This is a genomic window from Nostoc sp. (assembly GCF_036918245.1).
Classification (GTDB): domain Bacteria; phylum Cyanobacteriota; class Cyanobacteriia; order Cyanobacteriales; family Nostocaceae; genus Nostoc.
In genome coordinates this window covers 76604-91251 of sequence record NZ_JBALEF010000101.1, presented here as the reverse complement: position 1 = coordinate 91251, position 14648 = coordinate 76604, and the positions used below count along the sequence as shown (strand labels likewise).

The 14648-nt window shown below is 41.6% G+C and carries 12 protein-coding genes and 2 pseudogenes; 5 read left to right on the top strand and 9 right to left on the bottom strand.

Translation table 11 applies throughout. The annotated features are described in order from the left end of the window. Positions 1–435: 435 nt before the first annotated feature. From V7L12_RS29290 to ftsZ, 3 genes are all read left to right on the top strand, one after another. Positions 436–1269 carry a cell division protein FtsQ/DivIB gene (locus tag V7L12_RS29290; protein WP_335089731.1) on the top strand — a complete coding sequence of 278 codons (834 nt, stop codon included), beginning with the start codon at positions 436–438 and terminating at the stop codon, positions 1267–1269. 729 nt (positions 1270–1998) lie between these two features. Next, complete coding sequence (locus V7L12_RS29285; protein ID WP_335089729.1) at positions 1999–2286, top strand: hypothetical protein; 288 nt, start codon at positions 1999–2001, stop codon at positions 2284–2286. Positions 2287–2346: 60 nt separating this feature from the next. Then, positions 2347–3663, top strand: coding sequence for a cell division protein FtsZ (ftsZ, locus tag V7L12_RS29280; protein WP_292862675.1), 1317 nt, complete (start codon positions 2347–2349; stop codon positions 3661–3663). 513 nt (positions 3664–4176) lie between these two features. Here ftsZ and gshB read toward each other — a convergent pair. The 3 genes and pseudogenes from gshB to V7L12_RS29265 all read right to left on the bottom strand — a co-directional run. Then, a complete protein-coding gene (gene gshB / locus V7L12_RS29275; protein WP_335089727.1) occupies positions 4177–5151 on the bottom strand; it encodes a glutathione synthase in 975 nt (324 codons plus the stop codon). A gap of 240 nt (positions 5152–5391) precedes the next feature. Next, positions 5392–5664 (bottom strand): glutaredoxin 3, encoded by a 273-nt coding sequence (grxC, locus tag V7L12_RS29270; RefSeq protein ID WP_335089726.1) that lies wholly within the window; start codon positions 5662–5664, stop codon positions 5392–5394. A 519-nt stretch (positions 5665–6183) separates the two neighbouring features. Beyond that, positions 6184–6249, bottom strand: a pseudogene (locus V7L12_RS29265) (hypothetical protein); the annotation flags it as partial. A gap of 2 nt (positions 6250–6251) precedes the next feature. Here V7L12_RS29265 and V7L12_RS29260 point away from each other — a divergent pair. Further along, a complete protein-coding gene (locus tag V7L12_RS29260) occupies positions 6252–6737 on the top strand; it encodes a hypothetical protein (RefSeq protein WP_335089914.1) in 486 nt (161 codons plus the stop codon). 395 nt (positions 6738–7132) lie between these two features. Continuing rightward, positions 7133–7303 carry a hypothetical protein gene (locus tag V7L12_RS29255; RefSeq protein ID WP_334817275.1) on the top strand — a complete coding sequence of 57 codons (171 nt, stop codon included), beginning with the start codon at positions 7133–7135 and terminating at the stop codon, positions 7301–7303. 488 nt (positions 7304–7791) lie between these two features. On the opposite strand, the gene V7L12_RS29250 is transcribed toward V7L12_RS29255, so the two are convergent. From V7L12_RS29250 to V7L12_RS29225, 6 genes and pseudogenes are all read right to left on the bottom strand, one after another. After that, on the bottom strand, positions 7792–8673 hold the full coding sequence (locus V7L12_RS29250; protein WP_334817212.1) for a 2OG-Fe(II) oxygenase: 882 nt from the start codon (positions 8671–8673) through the stop codon (positions 7792–7794). Positions 8674–9113: 440 nt separating this feature from the next. After that, a complete protein-coding gene (gene hflX, locus V7L12_RS29245; protein ID WP_335089909.1) occupies positions 9114–10859 on the bottom strand; it encodes a GTPase HflX in 1746 nt (581 codons plus the stop codon). 218 nt (positions 10860–11077) lie between these two features. Next, positions 11078–11332: a UPF0175 family protein gene (locus tag V7L12_RS29240; protein ID WP_335089907.1), complete on the bottom strand. Its 255-nt coding sequence runs from the start codon at positions 11330–11332 to the stop codon at positions 11078–11080. Positions 11333–11359: 27 nt separating this feature from the next. Beyond that, positions 11360–11638: a hypothetical protein gene (locus V7L12_RS29235; RefSeq protein WP_335089724.1), complete on the bottom strand. Its 279-nt coding sequence runs from the start codon at positions 11636–11638 to the stop codon at positions 11360–11362. Between the two features lie 77 nt (positions 11639–11715). After that, positions 11716–13290, bottom strand: a complete 1575-nt coding sequence (locus V7L12_RS29230; RefSeq protein ID WP_335089905.1) for a tetratricopeptide repeat protein — start codon at positions 13288–13290, stop codon at positions 11716–11718. 179 nt (positions 13291–13469) lie between these two features. Continuing rightward, positions 13470–14237 (bottom strand): annotated as a pseudogene (locus V7L12_RS29225) (ATP-binding protein); the annotation flags it as partial. Positions 14238–14648 lie beyond the last annotated feature (411 nt).

The window sequence follows — 14648 nt, the reverse complement described above, 5'->3', positions numbered from 1 at the left end:
ACAAAATTATATGGCTGAGGAAGTAAGTAAAAAAAGCTACAATTTTTCATTGTTCTCAGTTTAGATAGCTGATGAGTCTGCCTGGTATTAATTATAGCAGGCTATACAGAGATCCAGGAATACTTATATATCATTTCACATTCTATTTGTCAAGAAAGCAAAATCCCACACATCTCAATTAATATTTTGTAATCTTTAAGAAAAAATCTTCAAAAATAACTTGTTAAAAAGACTACAGTCAGTTAAAAATGGACACCGGAAACTTTAATCGGAATAATGACTAGCGCCATAATCCTTGTGTAGTTACTGTAAAGTATTACTAAAAATAAAAAAAGTTTTGAGGAGAGCGGCTCAAAGATGCCAACAGTGTTTACTGAAATTAATAATGATACGAGCTTGTCAAGGAATTTAGATGGCAATCAAAAAGGGGTGTGAATGGCTGGCATAATATCAGTTTCCCGCACGCATCTAGCCCAGCGTCGTCAGAAGTTGCGTCGGCAGCGGCGGATGAGAATTATTCAAGCTATTTGGCGAACCTTTGCCATTACTGGTTTGGCGAGTGGATTGTTGTGGGTGGCAGTTCAACCGGTGTGGATGCTAAAGGCTCCCAAACAAATAGTGATGAAATCAGGCAATAAATTGCTGTCGGATCAAACAACTCAGTCATTGTTGGTGCTGTCTTATCCTCAGTCTTTGTGGCGGATTGAACCGTCAGCGATCGCTAACTCTTTGAAGAAACAACCAACTATTGCCCAAGCGATCGTCAGACGTCGCCTATTTCCTCCTGGATTAATCATTGAAATCCAAGAACGAGTACCTGTAGCGGTAACTCAAACACGTGGCAACAAAAAAGTAACAATCGGCTTACTAGATGCAAGTGGGGCCTGGATGCCTTTAGAAAAATATACATCACTGAATCCCACTAGAAAATTACCCAACCTCAGAGTAATTGGTTCGCCAAATCAATACTGCCTCTACTGGACTCAACTACATGAAGCTGTGAGCCAAAGTCCCGTGAAAGTTATGGAAATTGATTGCCAAAATCCAACAAATTTAATTTTGAAAACAGAACTAGGAAATGTGCATCTCGGTGTGCCAGGCCCCCAGTTATCTGAACAAATTAAGGTACTCGCCCAAATGCGCCATTTAACAACAAAATTTAATTCCAGTCAAATAGAGTATATTGATCTAAAAAATCCCGATTTTCCATTAGTACAAATGAACCAAAAAGACCAAAAATTAACTTCCAAAACCCCTAAAAACATTTAGCATGTTTATTATTTTGATAGCTCCTAGTAAATTGAGAAGCTTTATGCTGATAAATATATTTATTATTTTCAGTTTTCCAGCAAATCGTACGAAAATCGGCATTGACTTCTAATTAAAATGAGAAGATCAATCATAAAATCTCAATTGGGAGTAACAGGCCCTCAATTGTTACCCTAACATCTAATAGTAGGGTGCAAGATGTCAGACAATCTAATGATGGTCTATGGCGTGCAAAACGCCTTGTGCCCATACATTCTTTGACTAAATCCAGTGCAAAAAAGAGAAAGTTGCTTGAGCTTTTCATTCAGATTCAGACTCGTGAGCAGAGGGCACTAATGAGAACGGTTTACGCCGCCATTCAAGTGCAGAGGCAAAAAGGCTCTGACTTTGGTCTGTTGAGGACACTTCCAAAGACAGTTTACTGAAGTTTCAATCTGTAACTAAAAATGCCCCCAAAGTTGCGTAAGCATTACTTTTGGCCAATAAATTTGGACTGCTCTGTGCTGTAATTCGGATTAGGTGACGAAATCTCTTAGGAAATCTTGATTTGTTAGCCGCACTAGTCAGGGTTCTTGTAGGAGAGACTATTGCTCCAACAAAGTGTCCATTGAGACCACCCAAACAACAAATTAATCAGGTATAGTCTGACAAGTAAATTCTTGCTTAATTTAACCTTAAGAATAAGTAAGTAGAAGGTAAATTTTGTGTCTAAAGTTCCAATCATCCCCAATGGTGAAACCTATTAACAATATTATTATTGAGGCAGAGAAGATACGCTGTAGTGTGTCTTTACAAGTTATGCCCTCTGCTGAGAATAATGAAGAGATGAATGTCTGGTTGAAGTTATACAGGTCAGTTTTAGATAAATATAGGTATACTTCTCTAGAATTGGCTGTGCGATCAGCTCTGTTAAAAGCTTATCCCATAGCAAATTTTCGCACTGCCAATTCTGTTAGGCTTGGCAGTAGTGAAAACAATAAAGAACAACGCCATAGTATTGTGGCATTGTCAAACTAAAGTTGACTCTTAGGTGAATAACACCTGAAAAAGTCGTTTATCTACCCTTTCACAAATCCAATGACACTTGATAATAACCAAGGACTTAACTATAAAAATTCCCAATCTACGGGACAGCCTGGGTTCTCTCTGGCAGTTAACTCGACCAATCCCTTTAATAACTCTGGGCTGAATTTCGGGCAAAATCACGATAATAAGAAAATTTCTCCAGAAAACAGCCGAATTGGCGAGATTGTTCCTGGTCGGGTCGCCAACATCAAAGTGATTGGTGTCGGTGGTGGTGGCGGCAATGCTGTTAACCGCATGATCGAGTCTGATGTCTCTGGGGTAGAGTTTTGGTCAATTAACACTGATGCCCAAGCTCTTACCTTAGCTGGCGCTCCAAGTCGATTGCAAATCGGACAGAAGCTAACACGAGGTTTAGGAGCAGGTGGTAATCCTGCCATCGGTCAAAAGGCAGCTGAGGAATCACGGGACGAAATTGCTACGGCTTTAGAGGGTGCAGATTTAGTATTTATCACTGCTGGTATGGGGGGTGGTACTGGGACGGGTGCAGCACCAATCGTGGCAGAAGTGGCCAAAGAAATGGGCGCTCTTACTGTTGGTGTAGTCACACGTCCATTTGTTTTTGAGGGACGCCGCCGCACCAGCCAAGCGGAACAAGGTATTGAAGGATTAAAAAGTAGAGTAGATACACTGATCATTATCCCCAACAACAAACTGCTGGAAGTGATCCCCGAACAAACGCCTGTGCAAGAAGCTTTTCGCTATGCAGATGATGTGCTGCGTCAAGGGGTGCAAGGTATTTCTGATATCATCACGATCCCCGGTTTGGTAAACGTTGACTTTGCTGATGTTCGAGCTGTGATGGCAGATGCGGGATCGGCATTGATGGGAATTGGCGTTAGTTCTGGAAAATCTAGAGCTAGAGAAGCTGCGATCGCAGCTATTTCTTCACCATTACTAGAGTGTTCTATTGAAGGCGCTAGAGGAGTTGTATTTAATATCACGGGTGGTACTGACCTGACTTTGCATGAAGTGAATGCAGCTGCAGAAGCAATCTATGAGGTAGTTGATCCCAACGCCAATATTATTTTTGGGGCTGTAATTGATGACAGGCTCCAAGGTGAGGTAAGAATTACTGTAATTGCCACCGGATTTACAGGTGAAGTGCAAGCTGCGGTACAACAAAGCGTGGCTAACGTTCGAGTAGCACCTAATACCTCGAAGCGTCCAACAACACAGCAACCGACAGTTAATCCCCCAACTTCAACTCCAACTCCAAGTTCAACTCCAACTCCAATTCCAGAACCAAAAGAAAAACCTGGATTAGATATACCTGATTTTCTGAGAAACCGACGTACACCAAGGAATTAAAAGATTTTGGATTTGAGATTTTAGATTAACTTAGCAGTCTCAGGTCAGGCTGAACGCTGTATAAAATCTGCTACTTCCACTAGGGTTTTACCAAGAGCAGGGATAAGCAATCTTTTGCCATCCCCAATTTTGCCAATTGGTAAAAAACTTGTCAACGTTACTTTATAGAATGAATTTAGGCAGGAGTCTACTGGCTTGCATGTCCAGCTATGCTTTCAGAACAAAACAATAGAAATACCTGCCCAACTATGGATGCATCACCGATAGCGCAGTGTTAGCGAGTCTCCCAGAGGGAGACGCCAAGGGCGATAGCGAGTCATCGAGCGTCACGAGCGTCACAGCCGATCATAGACATCAATACATCTACCCCTCGCGATCCACTAAACTCATATTCCGTACAAGTAAATATATTTACTTAAAACAAGTAGCGTAGGCAACCAGCCCACGCAAGTGTCCGAAAGAAGTCTGTTTACTGAGAAATAGAACATCAAACAAAAAATAAATAAATGTAAATTATTTTTGGATTTCTAGTGTCTGTTCAATCCATTGGATAACCTGATGACCAAGACGAGTACCATCTAGGCGGTCAATCTCACGAATGCCGGTAGGACTAGTGACGTTAACTTCAGTTAGGTAGCCACCGATAACGTCAATACCCACAAAAATTAAGCCGTCTTGGCGTAAGCGTTCGGCGACTTGAGTACAAATTTCATACTCTCTTGGGGTAATTTCGGTTTGAGCGACTGTACCACCAGTTGCCATATTATTGCGAAAATCAGTTCCGCTAGAGAGACGATTGAGCGCACCAATTGGTTCGCCATTGAGCAGGATAATTCGCTTATCTCCTTCTTTTGCCTCCGGTAAATAAGTTTGTACCATTACTGGGACTTTACCTTGGAGGGTACTGAGTTCAACAATGGAGTTAAAATTGCGATCGCCTGATTGCAAAAACAAAATTCCTTCGCCAGCTTTGTTACCCAGCGGTTTGAGAACCCCTGCTCCCTTTGCTTCCACAAATTGCCGGATAAACTGCTTATCAGCACTGACAATCGTTTCTGGAATCGCTTTGGTAAACTGGAGGGCGTACATTTTTTCATTTGCCCCTCGGATGCCACTGGGACTGTTAATCAACAGAGTTTTATTTTGGTCAATGTAATCGAGAATATAGGTGGCATATAGGTAAGAATCATTGACAGGTGGATCTGTCCGCATAAATACGGCGTCCATTGTCTCTAAAGAAGTTAAGGAGGAACCGCTCAACTTATACCAAGGATTCGCCGCTACCCAGCGTCCCTCGACTAACTGTACTGGTACAAGTTCGACTCGCTGTAGGACAGCCCAAGCTTTGCCCTCCACCACACTCAGCAGATTTGCCTGAGTCACCCAAACTTCATGTCCCAGGATTTGGGCTGCTTCAATTAGGGCAACACTGCTATCATGACACGGATCAAGTAGATGGATGGGATCAATGATAAAAGCCAGTTTCACCCTTTATACCTCAATCACCAAGAAATTAAATGGTTATTCAATTATTATCTCTTGATGCTCTCACCAATTGACGTACATGTGTACTGCTGAGTAGAACCTGGAGGGTAAAGTCTTGTGGACAGATATCAGTTTTGTGAGGAAAAGCCCGTAGACAAGGCAGGGCGTTGTTTTTCTAGAGTTAGTTGTAACGACTGCCGTGTAATTTGCAGCGGCTTGTCGCTAGCGCAATACCTTCTGAACCTATACGCTATTGCTAGAAGTTAGTAGATCATCCAGCTTGCCTTGACTATCTAAAGCGTGGATATCATCACAACCACCAATATGATCGTCATTGATGAAAATTTGCGGTACAGAGCGTCTACCATTTGCTCTTTGAGCCATTTTATTTCTGGCTGCTTCATCTCCATCAATACTGTATTCGATAAATTCAACACCCTTATTTTTCAGCAAACTTTTGGCACGAATGCAAAACGGGCAAGTCCTCCAAGTGTAAATTTCTACTTTTGCAGCCATGATGTCCTCAACTTGATTTAATACTTTTTAATTTTAGAGCTTTGCCACTGACTGTGGCTGCTTTATCCCTTCATAACCTAATCTACAGAAGCCGTTGATGTAAGTAGGCAAAAATAAATAAAAGTCGTGTTAAGTAATGTAAAAAATCTTGAGATTAGTTTGTGGCGTGCCCCTTTGGCAAGCAAGCTACGCATAGCGCCTCTACAAACCTTTAATTATTTACGCAGCTTTATTTAGGCTCCAAAGTTAAGCTAGCCCAATATGTAGACTATTTTTATTTTGTATCCGACCTAACAAGCTAATAATATTTCAGTTTAAATCCTAACAATAGCAGTAATTATATTTAGATTGTTTCTGTCGCTCAAATTTTTTCGCTACTAAGCGCCAGTTAAAAAGCAGGAATTATTGGGGTGAGTTCTAGTTTAGCGTTTCTTACCCTAACAAAAATGGGTTTAGAAGAGCATAAGCATTTCTAAACCCATATTTAAGCTCCCTCTTACTAAAACTCAGCAGTGTGGTTTAATTTTGAGAAATATTTTTTTTGTTTTTCTTCTTGAGTCCGAAAATACCCAAGGCAAATAATCCTAATGCTGCGGTTGTACTGGGTTCAGGTACTTTTCTCGGTTGAGGTGCAGGTGCAGGAGGTTGATAGTAAGGCGGTACTGACGGTGCAGGTGCAGGTGCAGGCGCTGGAGCAGGTGCTGGAGCAGGTGCTGGAGCAGGTGCTGGAGCAGGTGCTGGAGCAGGCGCTGGAGCAGGTGCTGGAGCAGGCGCTGGAGCAGGCGCTGGAGCAGGTGCTGGTGCTGGAGCAGGCGCTGGTGCTGGAGCAGGTGCGGGAGCTGGAGCAGGTGCGGGAGCAGGCGCTGGAGCAGGTGCTGGAGCAGGTGCTGGAGCAGGTGCTGGCGTTGGAGCTGGCGCTGGTGCGGGAGCTGGCGCTGGCGCTGGTGCGGGCGCTGGTGCGGGAGCTGGCGCTGGTGCGGGAGCTGGCGCTGGTGCGGGAGCTGGCGCTGGTGCGGGAGCTGGCGCTGGTGTTGGTGATATGCCTGCAAGTTTGCTACTTCCCGAACGGCTAGAACCTGGAAGTCCTACACTCATTACACGCAAGCCAAAGTCTTGATTGAAGAACTGATCAAGATTTAAGGCTGCTGTACTGTGAGACAGGACAAAGGTTGCTGTTTGAAAGTCATCTTTCCCGCCCTTTAAACCTTGCTCACCAATTTCTACACCGTATTCAAATTTGTGGGTATTTCCATCACCGTTCAGATTAGCTTGACCGACACTTTGAAGCTGTCCGGCGGTGTTATATGCAGTCTCCGTTATGGGTACGCCCAAACCTGTGACTTTGAGGCCAGATAGAAGCGAGTTATCTTTAATGTTGAAGAAGACTCCGCGTATATCGCCGATATTTTTGTAGGTTGAGTCAGTCAAAAATTCCACTTTAAACTGAACCTTTCCAGCACCCGCTACTGTGTCATCTAAAGTGTATTTAACTTGCAGCGGATCGCCTGTAAAGTTAGTGGCAGTGAAACTCATAGAGGCGGCATTAGCAGGGTTGAACGAAGAGGTAGATACAGCTATACCCGCAGCCGCTATCAAAGAAGATCCTAGCCGAATAGAAAATACTCTTGCCATGATGTGATGTACTAAATAATAGTCGTTCTATGCAGAAATTTTTGTTAACTTCAACTTCAATTGTCTCCTTATATTTTTTAAGTGTCTGCTGTTTTTCACAGCTTTATTGATATCTTTATTAATGGGTTTATTTCTATAAATAATTATTGAATAGATAGTATTAACACTTAGATGAACAAGTTTGTTTATCACTAAAAATATTAAATTTGTTTTTTGCCATATACTGCATGTGCAACAAATACTATAAGAATAAATACCGTTTAATATTGGCTTTATAAATTGAAAAAATTTTGCACTGCAAACTAAGCCTCTTCAATGCCTATTGCATAAGAGCTTTTAAAGATTATGTGTGGACGAGACAATAAAAATGCTTTCCACAAAAAGTAGAACTAATTTAAGCAACCATAGATTTTACCAGAGGGTTGAGTCAGGTGTATTTACCTAACTCAACCCTCTGGTAATTGCCGAAGGTATTGTCTAACTGCTTAAATTCGCTTATCGACGTATCCAGCCGTTGATTGTAAAACGGCTATCAGCAAAAGCTTTAGACGGACAAATCACAGGCTTCACTTCGTGCATATATCGGCTGATGAAAAATACAATACTATTGTTGCGCGGTTCAATAGTCTTAAAAGACTCTGCATTGACATAAAAGTTATTTTCAATTTTGCTGTCATAAATTAGTAATTCACCGCCAGAAAACTGCTTTGGCTCTCGATTAAAGTAATAAACGTATGTAATTTCTCTTGTAGCAGTTTCTGGGCTGCCATTGTCATTATGGATTTTGTAATAATTACCATGATTATGTGCAGTTAGTTGGCTTTCAATTTGTGATACAGAAAATAATGGTAAGTTTAATTTGCTGATGATATCAGGAATCATTGCTTGAATTCTCTTTAAGATCAGTTCAGAAAATTCAGGAAATGAGTAGATAACCATTGATTGGCGATAGTTAATATCCTTTGTAGAAGTATTGCTTGGCAAGAAGTCCGACTCTTTTGCCAGGACATATTTGAGTAAGCGTTTGTGTTCTTCTGGTTTAAGAAAATTATTTATTTGTATATAATCAGAAGCTAAAATATAATCATTTTGAAGTTGTATTTCCTCTGATTGCTGTACAAAGATTGGGGGTTCTGTAACCACACCTATAAGATGTTCGCTAGGAAAAGACAAAACCGAGCGGCCTTCATTGATGGGAATTTGGAATAAATTCTGTAACTCTGATTCTTGTTTGTAGGCACGAGCTACAATTGTTGTTAAAAGACTATTCAGTACAGGTGCATCTGATTTTAAATAAACGGTGTATTGATGTCCTCCAGTTAAAAGAAGCTGTACTTTGACATCTTTCGACTCAAATTGCTGTGAAGCTAATTGCATATACCTTTATTTCTATAATGTTGATAAATGAGATAACTATAAAAGTCATTCTGAAAGCTTAATACAGTACTTACAGCAAATTTCAATTTGTGAGGTACACAAGCTTAAGTCTGTTACCCAGATATAAAGCGTGTTTTACTCCTAAATTCTGTATTCTTCTGCTGTATAAAATTAATTAATAACAAGTTAAATGTTTAAGTCTTTATACGTCATTAGAATTTATTTTGTGAATAAATTCAATTGCTGTATCAGCTATAAACAGAAAAATACCATTAATCAATTGTTCTAGCACGTCTTTTATAAAATTGTCATTCAGCAAATTCCACATAACCCGATAAAGCTTTAGTAAAGTAGAAATATCTATTATTTTCAATAGAAAATGCCATAGTTACTATAAACTACGGCATTTTCAACTAGAAGTTAAAAATTTATTTCAGTATTTACTGAGAATCAACGGCGTATTCAATCAGCTTGGCAAGGCGCTGACGTAGGGTTTCTAATCCTAAGCGCTGACTGGCTGAAATAAATACCGCTAGGGGAAATTCTTCTCTAGCTAAAGCTAGTGTCTCACTATTGGCTTGATCAATCTTGTTAAAAACAACTAGCGCGGGGCCAGGAGTTATTGGCATTTGTGCCAAAATTTCTCTGACTGAGCGAATATGACGCAACCAAGCAGGATGAGACAAATCCACCAAGTGTAGTAGGGCATCGGCTTCTGTGACTTCCTCCAAAGTGGCGCGGAAGGCATCCATTAACGATGCAGGCAGTTCGTGTATAAATCCTACTGTGTCTGTAATCAGAATTTCCTGATGTTCATTTGTTTCGCCATAAGGAATCGCCAGGCGGCGGGTGGTAGGATCGAGAGTAGCAAATAACTGGTCGGCTGTATAAACTTCTGCATTAGTGAGAGCATTCAGCAAAGTGGACTTGCCAGCGTTGGTATATCCAACTAAAGCCACTGAAGGAACTTCTCGATGCTGTCTTCGTTGCCGTAACCGCGAACGATGGGCTTGCAACTGGGTTACTTCTTTTTGCAGTCGGGAAATCCGCTGCCCAATGGCACGTCGTTCAGTTTCAAGTTTGGTTTCACCAGGGCCACGAGTCCCAATACCACCACCCAATCGGGACATGGTGCGACCTCTACCAGCCAGTCGCGGTTGCATGTATTCTAGCTGTGCTAGTTCTACTTGCAATTTACCGGCACGGGACTGGGCGCGTTGGGCAAAGATATCCAAAATTACTTCGGTACGGTCAACCACCCGGATACCAATTTGCATTTCTAAGTTGCGGACTTGAGAGGGTGAGAGGTCGCGGTCGAAGACAACGAGGTTGACTCCTAGTGTTTGGGCAGTTAGGGCAATTTCTTGCACCTTACCTTCGCCAACTACGGTTTGGGGATGAACGCGCGATCGCTTTTGTTGTATTGTCTGTAATACATCTCCGCCAGCAGTATCAACTAAACGGGCCAATTCCAATAGGTTGTCCTGGAATTGTAGGGGAGTCATCTCACTGGTCATCAGCCCCACAATTAGCACGCGATCGTGGTCAGCATCTACTTCCTGGGCGATAAATTCCCGCTGGAATTCCGCTTCCAGATTTTCTACCAAGTCTACTAAATCCTGGTCTGCCAGATCGTCCAAGTCCAGAGGTGGCGATATATTCCAACTTGGGGATTGGATTTGGCTTTCCCCTACCTTGAGAGCAGCAGGACTAGTAATCAGGGTGCGAGACTCTTGGGGTGTCAGATGAGCTAGATAAGCTTCTTTGACATACCCAGTTGCACCGCCTCCCCGCCGTGTAAATCCGGTTCCGGTAATGTTTAGGACAACTAGGGTATCTAAGCGTTGTAGTGCCATCGCCGTGAGCGCCGCTTCGTTGGGCGGTTCTGGCTTGAGATGGGTGGCGATGCAACGAATACCACTGAGTCGTTCTGCACCGTAACGGGGCAATTCCATCGGTGGTATTTGTGTTTGACGCGGTGTGCCTACCCCGACGCGAATCACTTGTCCGCGACGGTTGATGTAGGCGCACACAGGCTGATTGACTTCTGTGCTAATTGCTGCCAGACGCTGGGAAAACTCGGACGTGGTGATGCGATCGCCTGGTATGCGCTGGTGATACAGCCGCTGTAGTTGCTTCAGCTGGCTGGACTTCAGACCTTGGAGATTTCCAAAAATAGTCTCTATAGGCGTTTATGACCAGTTAAATGGCCCCCCCAATCCTTATATGTCTATTTTACAACAGGGTTTCGGCTCCTATCTCTCTCCTTTGAGGGATGCGTTATGAATTAGTTCACGGGGTTATTGATTTGAGCCTATGGCGGTTCTGAGTTGAGTTCAATAGAGACCTAACCCCCAACCCCTTCCCTACTAGCGTTGGGGAGTAAGATTCAAATATATTAGTTTCAAGCATTCGCTAAATCAGATATAAGTTCTTCTTCTATTAAATCAATCATCGCTACACCATAACGGTGTAAATTAAGTAAAAAACTTACCCTATCTATACCTGCTAACTGTGCAGCTAAACCAGAAGAAATGCGTTTCATTTCAAATAATTTAACTGCCATCGCCATTTTTGCTTCTTGTTCAAATTGTTCTCGTGTTTGCTGTAAGGCATCTGGTAAAGTTTCTGGATAGTCAATTTTAAGTTGTGACATGATTTTTATCAGGATGATCGCATTGAATTTTCAGTCGTCATAAAGTCCTTCGTCTTCTGGTGCGTAGCCATTCAAAAAAGCGTCATGACTGCGAGTGCTTTCGGGTTCTTCCACATAAATTATGTTATCATTCTCAGTTTCCCAATCTTCACCATCTAAAACCGAGAATTCTGTTAATTCAGGGTCATTCAAAAAATCTTCGGCTGTGGCGGTGATAAAAGGTTTTAGTATTTTGTGACGTTCTGCCAAAGATAGGCTAGTAATTTCTTTGAGAGATAGCTGTTTTTGCTCTTGGGCGTTTTCTGACATTTGATTTGTGTTCATGAAGATGGGTTAATTTTATATTTAGTAATGTATTAGTATCGCTTTTAATCTAAGTTAGTATTTTAAGTGGAAGTGTAAAGGCGATCGCTATTTTGTTGAATTAAAACTTGAAAGCGCTCATCTTCCCGAATGCTATCAAAATCTGAGTCACTTTTTGCCATCTCACGATATTCGTCAGGATTTATGTTGATAGCCTGCTGTAGATTTTCAAGTGCTAATTCGACATTTTTCTGTGAAGCATAACAGCAAGCCTTGTTGTACCAAGCAGTATGATTATCAGGGTTAATTTCTATAACTCTATCAAAGCTGGCAATAACTTCTTCATAGCGCTCTAACTTCATTAGTGCAAAGCCTTTATTAGACCAGACAACGTAGTCCTCATATTTAAATTCAAGGGCTTTTTTGCAACTTTTTATAGCCTCTTCATATCGGACTAAGTAATAAAGTGCAAAACTTCTGTTTGTCCAGGCTAATTCAAAATTTGGTTTAATTGTAATAGCTTTATCAAAATTTATAATAGCTTCTTCGTCTAGTCCTAAATTATATATTTTAGATACTTTTTTATTATTATATTTATCAAGTAATAATCCAATATCTAGCGCTTTTTCATAAATATAAACTCTTCCTTCGCAAGAGTATTCTTTAAGCAATAAATAGCCTCTGTTGTTCAATGATTGGTAGTGCTCGGGTTGTATTTCTAGTACTTTGTCAAAACTGGCGATCGCTTCAGCATAACGAACTAAACTATATAAAGCGTAACCTCGATTCTCCCAGGCATAGTGGTAGTCTGGTTTAATTTTTAATGCCTTATCGAAGGATGCAATCGCTTCTTCATAGCGTCCTAAATTTCTTAGCGCAATGCCCCGACTGTTCCAAGCTTGGTGATAATCAGGTTGAGATTTCAGTGCTTGGTCGTAGGATGCGATCGCTTCTTCATAGCGTCCTAATTTGCCTAGCGCATTGCCCCGATTGTTCCAAGCTTCGTGTAAATCAGGTTGAGATTTCAGTGCTTGGTCGTAGGATGCGATCGCTTCTTCATTGCGCCCTAAATTAAATAGCCTAATGCCCTGATAATACCAAGCTTCGTGTAAATCAGGTTTCAATTTCAGTGCTTGGTCGTAGGATGTGATCGCTTGTTCATTGCGTCCTAATTTGCCTAGCGCATTGCCCCGATTGTTCCAAGCTTGCTGGCTATCTGGTTTAATTTCCAGTACTTTATCGAAGGATGCGATCGCTTCTTCATTGCGTCCTAAACTGCATAGTGTAATCCCCCTGTTGCCCCAAGCTTGATGGCTATTTTGTTTAATTTTCAGTGCTTGGTCGTAGGATGTGATCGCTTCTTCATTGCGTCCTAATTTGCGTAGCACATTGCCCCGATTGTTCCAAGCTTGGTAGTAATCAGGTTTCAATTTCAGTGCCTGGTCGTAGGATGTGATCGCTGTTTCATATTCCTTAGCGCTAATTAATAAGTTTCCTAGTTCAAGTAATAAACTGACCTTACGATTATCTGTCTGATGTTTTTCTGTCAGCAAGTCTTGAATTCCCAAGACTTTCTCAATTTTTTGTTCTGGACTAAGTTTAAAATATTCTTCATAGTTTCCTTCGAACAGCAGACGATTTGATTCTTGCTCTACCACTTCTGGCGTTGTCGGTAATTCAAATACCCCAGAACGCCAATCAAAAAAATCTGGGGCGCGATGAATAAAATAGTTGATTGAAAATGAACGTAAAAGAAAAACAAAGCTAATGCAAAAATCATCTCTAAAGCGTTCTCGCTGTTGGTTTAAGTGATTTAAAATATGCGGTACACTGGTTAAATTGCTAAATTGACCGTGTAAATCAAATGGCAATCCAAAGCTTGGAGTTGTTCGCTGCGGTCTAAAAAGACTTCCTCATAGTTGGTGCGATCGCCATCTTTAACTAACACCATTCGGTCTAAGTTATCGACAATTACCGCCAGTTTATTGTAGCCATGAGGTAAGTGCTGTTTTGCATCGACCAGAAACTCATTTAACACCTGAATTAAAGTGACGGTGTGAGGATCGATTTTTTGGCGAATCTTCTGGCGTAATTCAGGAACAGCTCTTAAATTTGCGGTCAACTTGGCGAATTGAGCAAGTTGGACTTCTACTGCCATACCCTTAAACTCTATAGGAGTCAGTGCCAAATCTTTTAAATCTTCCCAACGGCTTTCCAACCAGTCGAGTATCGGACGAGGACTGGCAATTTCTTTTAAATCTTTAAGCAAACGGCGGGTACAGGCGAGGAGTATATCTGTATATTGGGCATCTTCAGAATCGATATCCTCTTCATCAGCCGCAAAATAGACAACACAAAACTGCCGATTTTCTAAATACTTCTTTAACCTGAGTAATTCTGTAGACTTCCCCGCACCCTTATGACCAGAATACAATTGGCAAGTATTTGTATTTGATCGTTGCATCCGATTTCCCAACTCTTGCAGAATATCCGCATCTCCCCGCACATCCTGACAATCTACATATTTTGGATCACCTGCGGGTAAGGGTTCAAACGGGTTAAAGGCGTTGTAGAGGTTTTCGAGTAAGTCAGTACTATTAGGCATAGGTAAAAAATATAGCAATGATGCTCATAATAATCGAGATTATAGAGAATTGAGGTGCGTTCATCCACCTAAAAGACTCGTCAACGGAGTTCAAAGGTGGATGAATCCAGTTCAAAGACTCATTAACGGAGTTCAGAGGTGGATTAATCCAGTTCAAAGACTCGTTAACGCAGTTCAAAGGTGGATGAATCCAGTTCAAAGACTCGTTAACGCAGTTCAAAGGTGGATGAATTCAGTTCAAAGACTCGTTAACGCAGTTCAAAGGTGGATGAATCCAGTTCAAATACTCGTTAATGGAGTTCAGAGGTGGATGAATCCAGTTCAAAGACTCGTCAACTAATAGAGCATTGATTCAGTTATCAAAAACCTAACCCCCCAGCCCCCTTCACTACTAGGGAAGGGGGAGCTAAA

Coding starts and splice junctions, on each gene's coding strand:
- V7L12_RS29290 (WP_335089731.1), top strand. CDS start 436: ATGGCTGGCATAATATCAGTTTCCCGCACGCATCTAGCCCAGCGTCGT.
- V7L12_RS29285 (WP_335089729.1), top strand. CDS start 1,999: ATGGTGAAACCTATTAACAATATTATTATTGAGGCAGAGAAGATACGC.
- ftsZ (WP_292862675.1), top strand. CDS start 2,347: ATGACACTTGATAATAACCAAGGACTTAACTATAAAAATTCCCAATCT.
- grxC (WP_335089726.1), bottom strand. CDS start 5,664: ATGGCTGCAAAAGTAGAAATTTACACTTGGAGGACTTGCCCGTTTTGC.
- V7L12_RS29260 (WP_335089914.1), top strand. CDS start 6,252: ATGCTGCGGTTGTACTGGGTTCAGGTACTTTTCTCGGTTGAGGTGCAG.
- V7L12_RS29250 (WP_334817212.1), bottom strand. CDS start 8,673: ATGCAATTAGCTTCACAGCAATTTGAGTCGAAAGATGTCAAAGTACAG.
- V7L12_RS29235 (WP_335089724.1), bottom strand. CDS start 11,638: ATGTCAGAAAACGCCCAAGAGCAAAAACAGCTATCTCTCAAAGAAATT.